This is a genomic window from Emticicia sp., from assembly GCF_043780375.1.
Classification (GTDB): Bacteria; Bacteroidota; Bacteroidia; order Cytophagales; family Spirosomataceae; genus Emticicia.
The window spans coordinates 1-6346 of record NZ_JAYWCU010000291.1 but is presented as its reverse complement, the minus strand read 5'-3'; the positions used below and the strand labels follow the sequence as shown (position 1 = coordinate 6346).

The window sequence follows — 6346 nt, the reverse complement described above, 5'->3', positions numbered from 1 at the left end:
GAGGGTTTCATATTGCTTTATCTTCATTTGGTGCAAAATGTGTTTTTGCTTCGGAATGGGATAAATATGCTTCCGAAACTTATGAAGATAATTTTGGCTTTAAACCTGACGGAGATATAACCATAATTGATGAGAAACAAATACCCAAACATGATATTTTATGTGGAGGATTTCCTTGTCAAGCATTTTTCAATTTCGGGGAAACAAAAAGGTTTTGATGATATTAGAGGGACTCTTTTTTTTGATATTGCAAGAATTGTAAACCATCACAAACCCAAAGTGCTTTTTTTAGAAAACGTTAAGAATTTAGCAAAACATGATGATGGAAGAACACTGTCCGCTATAATAGAAACATTAGAAAATCTCAATTATCGTGTTTTTACAAAAGTCTTGAATTCAAGTAATTTTGGTTTACCTCAAAACAGAGAAAGAATTTATATAGTTGCGTTTAATGCTGACATTAATTCTGAAAAATTCTCTTTTCCTATACCATCCAATGAATCTACTTGTGTGGAAGATATTTAAGAAGAAAACCCTACAAATGTAAAGATTATTGAGAGAAATGACATTGAAATTTATAAAAATTATACTTTGCAAGACACACTATTTGGTAAAATTAATTTTCATAAACCTATTCAAATAGGAAGAGTTAAAAAAGGCGGGCAGGGCGAAAGAATCTATCATCTTCGTGGTCATGCTATTACGCTTTCTGCTTTGGGTGGTGGAATTGGTTCAAAAACAGGTTTATATTTGGTGACTGGTAAAATCAGAAAATTATCACCAAGAGAATGTGCCAGAGTTCAAGGTTTCCCTGAGACGTTCATTTTAAATAAGTCAAATTCGCAAGCATACAAACAGTTTGGAAACAGTGTTTCTGTTAATGTTTTGCAGAAATTTTCATTGAAATACAAAAAATATTGAGCAAAAATGAATAAAGAGCAATTAAAAGGTTCTCAAACAGCTAAAAATGGTTTTTTGAATGAAGATGATATTGTGAATAAATTTACAATTGGAATATTGATGAGGATGCACAAAAGTGGCTTTTGATAATGGAATATGACTTGCTAAAAATAGAATATGTGAAGGCTTTAAAATTGAGTGGATTTAAAACTGATATTCAAGTTCATATAACTGTGAAGTTAAAAGAAGCGATTGATGCACAAAATTTGCAGGTGAAATTAGTGAGTAACCCCAAAGGATTTAATCAAATAGATAAAAGGTGGGTAGATAAATATGTAGAAATGTGGAATATTCCAGTTGATATTTCAACTATTTTAAAAAGATATACAGGCGAAATAAAACCCAATATTCTTGCTCCAAAAGATAAAAGACGAATGTTTGCTAACGAGTTTTCAGAAAAAGAACAAAGTGACATTTTGTTGTGGCTAAATAATAATCAATCCTTCATTGTTTCGGATATTTTAAAAGGAAGAGGTCAATTTGCAGCAGAATGGATGCTAGTTACACAAAAAACGAAGTCAGATTCAATATGGATTTTAAAGCCAATGAATTTTTGTCTGAACTATTTTGGTAATGGCATTGTAGAAATGACAGAAAGAGGTAATTTCAAAATCGGCAAAATCACGATGCAAAGAAAAGGTGGTGATGGTGGCAGAAATACAGCTAATATGCTGCAATATAAGCTAAATCCTGCTGAATTATTTGACATAGAATGAGTAAAAACACTTCCAAAAACAACAAAACGCATGAAACAAGTATTAAAAACACTTAAAATAGAATCACTCAATAACGGAATTAGTACTGGACTTGAAAGTTGGGCAGGTGGCGGAAAAGTTTTAAGTTCGTATTCACCTGTGGATGGACAATTGATTGGAGAAGTTCGTCAGGCAAATAATGCAGATTACTATAAAGTCATTGAAAAAGCCAAAGAAGCTTTCAAAGTTTGGCGTACTGTTCCTGCTCCAAAACGTGGTGAAATTGTGCGACAAATGGGCGATGCTTTACGTGAAAATAAAGATGCTTTGGGGCGTTTAGTCAGCTACGAAATGGGCAAAAGTCTGCAAGAAGGCTGGGGAGAAGTACAAGAAATGATTGATATTTGCGATTTTGCGGTTGGTCTGTCTCGCCAATTATATGGACTAACGATGCACTCTGAGCGTCCGCAGCACCGAATGTATGAGCAATGGCATCCTCTCGGAATTGTAGGTATTATTTCAGCATTCAATTTTCCAGTGGCGGTTTGGTCTTGGAATACAATGTTGGCCTGGATTTGTGGTGATGTTTGCATCTGGAAACCATCCGAAAAAACACCTTTAACCGCTATTGCTTGTCAAAATATTATTCAAGAAGTTTTACGCAAAAACGATATTCCTGAAGGTGTTTCGAATCTCGTCATTGGAGATAGAAATGTAGGTGAATGGCTTTCGAATGATAAAAACGTAGCCTTGATTTCAGCAACTGGCTCAACTCGTATGGGCAAAGCCGTTGGTCAAGCAGTAGCGGCTCGCTTCGGAAAAAGTTTATTAGAATTAGGCGGAAATAATGCCATAATCGTAACACAAAATGCTGATTTAGAAGTAGTTATCCCTGCGGTTGTTTTTGGTGCAGTTGGTACGGCTGGTCAGCGTTGCACAACAACTCGCCGATTATTTTTACATGAAAGTTTGTACGCAGAAGTAAAAAATCGCTTAGTAAAAATCTACGCCCAATTACGAATCGGCGACCCTTTAGACGTGAACAACCACGTTGGACCTTTGATTGATGTAGATGCGGTAAATAATTATAAAATTGCCATTGCTAATATCCAAAATGAAGGTGGAAAAGTGCTTTATGGCAATGAAATTTTATCAGGCCAAGGGTATGAATCGGGTTGTTATGTAAAACCAACAATCGTTGAAGTTGACAGCCAAACACCAACGGTTTGCCACGAAACATTTGCACCAATTTTATATTTAATGAAATTTAAAACCCTTGATGAAGCCATTGAATTACAAAATGCTGTTCCACAAGGACTTTCATCATCTATATTTACGCTGAATATGCGTGAAGCTGAGCAGTTTTTATCTTATGCTGGTTCGGACTGTGGCATTGCCAATGTCAATATTGGAACTTCAGGAGCGGAAATTGGTGGAGCTTTTGGCGGAGAAAAAGAAACAGGTGGCGGTCGTGAAAGTGGCTCGGACGCATGGAGAAACTATATGAGAAGACAAACAAATACAATTAATTATAGCACACAGTTGCCTCTTGCTCAAGGGATTAAGTTTGATTTATAATTTAGATATGGAATTTGAGATATGGGATTCGAGATTTTTTTTCTTAAAATTTTTCTCGAATCTCATATCCAGAATCTCATATCCAGAATCTCAAATTTATATCTCCAATTTTGTTTCATTTTTAATCTCGCTCATCACGAATGTGCTATGTGTACTTCCAATATTTTCGAGAGATGCCAATTTATTCATCAAAAAACTTTGGTATTCACGCATATCTTCAACTACAACTTTCAGCATAAAATCGTATTCGCCCGAAATATTGTGGCATTCAATTACTTCATTTAATTTCACGATTTCCAACACAAACTTTTTTCCTGCCTCTTGGGCATGTTCTTTCAGCCTAATATTACAAAAAACCATTAGGTCTTTACCCACTTTTTCACGGTCAATAACGGCTACATATTTTTTAATTACGCCTTCGTTTTCTAATCTACGTACTCGTTCATAGACCGGTGTTGGTGAAAGATTCAATCGAGAAGCTAATTCTTTAGTTGTCAAGTGAGCGTTTTCTTGAAGCGACTTCAAGATTTCACGGTCGGTAATGTCTAATTTTTGCATAGATAAAATGTCGTTTTTATCAAATATTTTTATCAAAATTAAAAATAAAAACTGTAGTAAACAATTGAATTTTAGATAATTTATCTAATTTTTCTAATTTATTTAAAAAATCAATCTTTAAATCGTACTTTTGTAAGATAAATTTTGTTATTCTTCTGTAATGCAATTTTTCAAATTGCGAATACTTTTTTTAATCGAAAATAAGATAAAAGTGGCTAACATCCGAGAAATACTAAAACAAAGAATACTTGTACTTGATGGTGCAATGGGTTCGTTGATTCAAGAATATAAATTATCCGATGCTGATTATCGAGGCGAGCGATTCGAAGATTTTCCGCATGAAGTAAAAGGTAATAACGATATGCTTTCTATCACGAAACCAGAGGTTATTAAGGAGATTCATGCGAAATATTTTGAAGCTGGGGCTGATATTGCCGAAACGAATACTTTTTCGGGAACATCAATCGCTATGGCAGATTATCACATGGAAGAATATGTGTATGAATTGAATTATCAATCAGCCAAAATTGCTCGTGAAGTTGCCGATGAATTTACCGCTAAAAACCCTGACCGTCCTCGTTTTGTGGCGGGTTCAATTGGACCAACGAATCGAACATTATCATTGTCGCCCGATGTTAATGACCCAGGTTTTCGTGCCATAACTTTTGATGGATTAGTTGAAGCCTATTATGAGCAAATTCAAGGTTTGATCGATGGTGGTGCAGACTTATTATTAGTAGAAACAATTTTCGATACCCTCAATGCAAAAGCAGCTCTTTTTGCGATTGATTTGTTTGCTTTTGATGTAAGAAATAACACCGTTAAACCATTGAAAAGCACCTCGATGGCAAAGCAGACAAGAGAAGATTTGCTGAGTTTCGTTGAAAATAACATTCCAGTAATGGTTTCGGGAACAATCACCGATGCTTCTGGACGAACCCTTTCTGGACAAACCACTGAAGCTTTTTTAACTTCGGTTTCTCACATAGATTTATTGTCAATTGGCTTGAACTGTGCTTTAGGAGCTGATTTAATGCGTCCGTATATTCAGATTTTAGCCAATGAAGCTCCATTTATGGTGTCGGCTCACCCAAATGCGGGTTTGCCAAACGAAATGGGAGAATATGACCAATCGCCAGAAGAAATGGCGGTGATTGTCGAAGATTTCTTACAAAATGGCTTTATGAATATCATTGGTGGCTGTTGCGGAACAACGCCAGCCCACATCAAAGCCATTGCCGAAGTTTCGGCAAAGTATAAACCACGTGTTATTCCAACTTTTGAGCCGATTCAAAAAGTATCAGGATTAGAGCCTTTGAAAATGACAAAGGAAACTAATTTTATAAATGTGGGCGAGCGTTGTAATGTAACTGGCTCGAAGGCTTTTGCTCGTTTGATTCGTGAAGGAAAATACGATGACGCCCTATCGGTTGCAAGAAATCAGGCGGAAAATGGAGCTCAAATCATCGACGTAAACCTTGACGAAGGTATGATTGATGGGGTAGAAGCAATGACAACTTTTTTGAATTTGATTGCTGCCGAACCCGATATTTCAAGATTGCCTTTGATGATTGATTCCTCGAAATGGGAAGTTATTGAAGCTGGTTTGAAATGTGTGCAAGGAAAATCAATCGTAAACTCGATTTCATTGAAAGAAGGTGAAGCTAAATTTATAGAATTGGCTCAAAAAGTAAAACGTTATGGTGCATCAACAGTCGTAATGGCTTTTGATGAAGCAGGACAAGCTGATTCTTACGAGCGACGTATCGAAATTTGTAAAAGAGCTTACGATATTTTGGTCAATGAAGTTAATTTTCTACCACAAGATATTATTTTCGACCCAAATATCTTGACAGTTGCAACTGGTTTGGAAGAACATAATAATTATGCCGTTGATTTTATTAATGCTACTCGTTGGATAAAAGAAAATCTTCCTTACGCCAAAGTTTCGGGTGGAGTTTCTAATATTTCGTTCAGTTTTAGAGGAAATGAGCCAGTTCGTGAAGCGATGCACACGGTGTTTTTGTATCACGCAATCAAGGCAGGAATGGACATGGGAATTGTAAATGCAGGTCAATTGGGCGTTTATGATGATATTCCAAAAGATTTGCTTGAGCTTTGCGAAGATGTTTTGTTGAACCGTCGTGAAGATGCAACCGAGCGTTTGGTAATTTTTGCCGAAACCGTAAAGTCGAAAGGAAAAGAACAAGTTGTTGATAATGCTTGGCGAGAGCAACCAGTTGAAAAACGATTGGCTCATGCTTTAATCAAAGGTTTGACCGAATTTATTGATGAAGATGTAGAGGAAGCTCGTCAAAAAGTGGAGAAACCATTGCACGTTATTGAGGGACCACTGATGGATGGAATGAATATCGTCGGTGATTTGTTTGGTGAGGGCAAAATGTTTTTACCGCAAGTAGTAAAATCGGCAAGAGTAATGAAAAAAGCAGTAGCATATTTATTGCCATTTATTGAGGAGGAAAAATTGAAAAACCACGTTGAAGGCGAAGCCGAAATATCGTCGAGTGCAGGAAAAGTTTTGCTGGCAACCGTAA

General features: G+C 36.2%; 7 protein-coding genes. 6 read left to right on the top strand and 1 reads right to left on the bottom strand.

What is annotated here, in order from left to right; all coding sequences use genetic code 11:
- The 5 genes from ACH2CJ_RS21330 to ACH2CJ_RS21310 all read left to right on the top strand — a co-directional run.
- Window positions 1-218: DNA cytosine methyltransferase (locus tag ACH2CJ_RS21330; protein ID WP_394996470.1), on the top strand; the 218-nt coding region annotated here is incomplete at its 5' end.
- Window positions 151-525: a DNA cytosine methyltransferase gene (locus ACH2CJ_RS21325; RefSeq protein ID WP_394996468.1), complete on the top strand. Its 375-nt coding sequence runs from the start codon at window positions 151-153 to the stop codon at window positions 523-525. The genes ACH2CJ_RS21330 and ACH2CJ_RS21325, both read left to right, overlap by 68 nt.
- A 66-nt stretch (window positions 526-591) precedes the next feature.
- On the top strand, window positions 592-921 hold the full coding sequence (locus ACH2CJ_RS21320; RefSeq protein WP_394996466.1) for a DNA cytosine methyltransferase: 330 nt from the start codon (window positions 592-594) through the stop codon (window positions 919-921).
- Between the two features lie 128 nt (window positions 922-1049).
- Window positions 1050-1676 (top strand): type II restriction endonuclease, encoded by a 627-nt coding sequence (locus ACH2CJ_RS21315; RefSeq protein WP_394996463.1) that lies wholly within the window; start codon window positions 1050-1052, stop codon window positions 1674-1676.
- 30 nt (window positions 1677-1706) lie between these two features.
- The gene (locus ACH2CJ_RS21310) at window positions 1707-3233 is read left to right on the top strand and encodes an aldehyde dehydrogenase family protein (RefSeq protein ID WP_394996461.1); all 1527 of its coding nucleotides are present in this window, start codon (window positions 1707-1709) and stop codon (window positions 3231-3233) included.
- A gap of 96 nt (window positions 3234-3329) precedes the next feature.
- On the opposite strand, the gene ACH2CJ_RS21305 is transcribed toward ACH2CJ_RS21310, so the two are convergent.
- Entirely contained in the window at window positions 3330-3791 is a 462-nt protein-coding gene (locus tag ACH2CJ_RS21305; RefSeq protein WP_394996459.1) for an Lrp/AsnC family transcriptional regulator, read from the bottom strand.
- Between the two features lie 265 nt (window positions 3792-4056).
- On the opposite strand from ACH2CJ_RS21305, the gene metH reads away from it, so the two are divergent.
- The coding region (metH, locus tag ACH2CJ_RS21300; protein WP_394996472.1) for a methionine synthase at window positions 4057-6346 on the top strand (2290 nt) is incomplete at its 3' end.

Bases quoted from the DNA above. Each gene is read 5' to 3' on its own strand.
- ACH2CJ_RS21325 (WP_394996468.1), top strand. From the start codon at position 151: ATGATATTTTATGTGGAGGATTTCCTTGTCAAGCATTTTTCAATTTCG.
- ACH2CJ_RS21315 (WP_394996463.1), top strand. From the start codon at position 1,050: ATGGAATATGACTTGCTAAAAATAGAATATGTGAAGGCTTTAAAATTG.
- ACH2CJ_RS21310 (WP_394996461.1), top strand. From the start codon at position 1,707: ATGAAACAAGTATTAAAAACACTTAAAATAGAATCACTCAATAACGGA.
- ACH2CJ_RS21305 (WP_394996459.1), bottom strand. From the start codon at position 3,791: ATGCAAAAATTAGACATTACCGACCGTGAAATCTTGAAGTCGCTTCAA.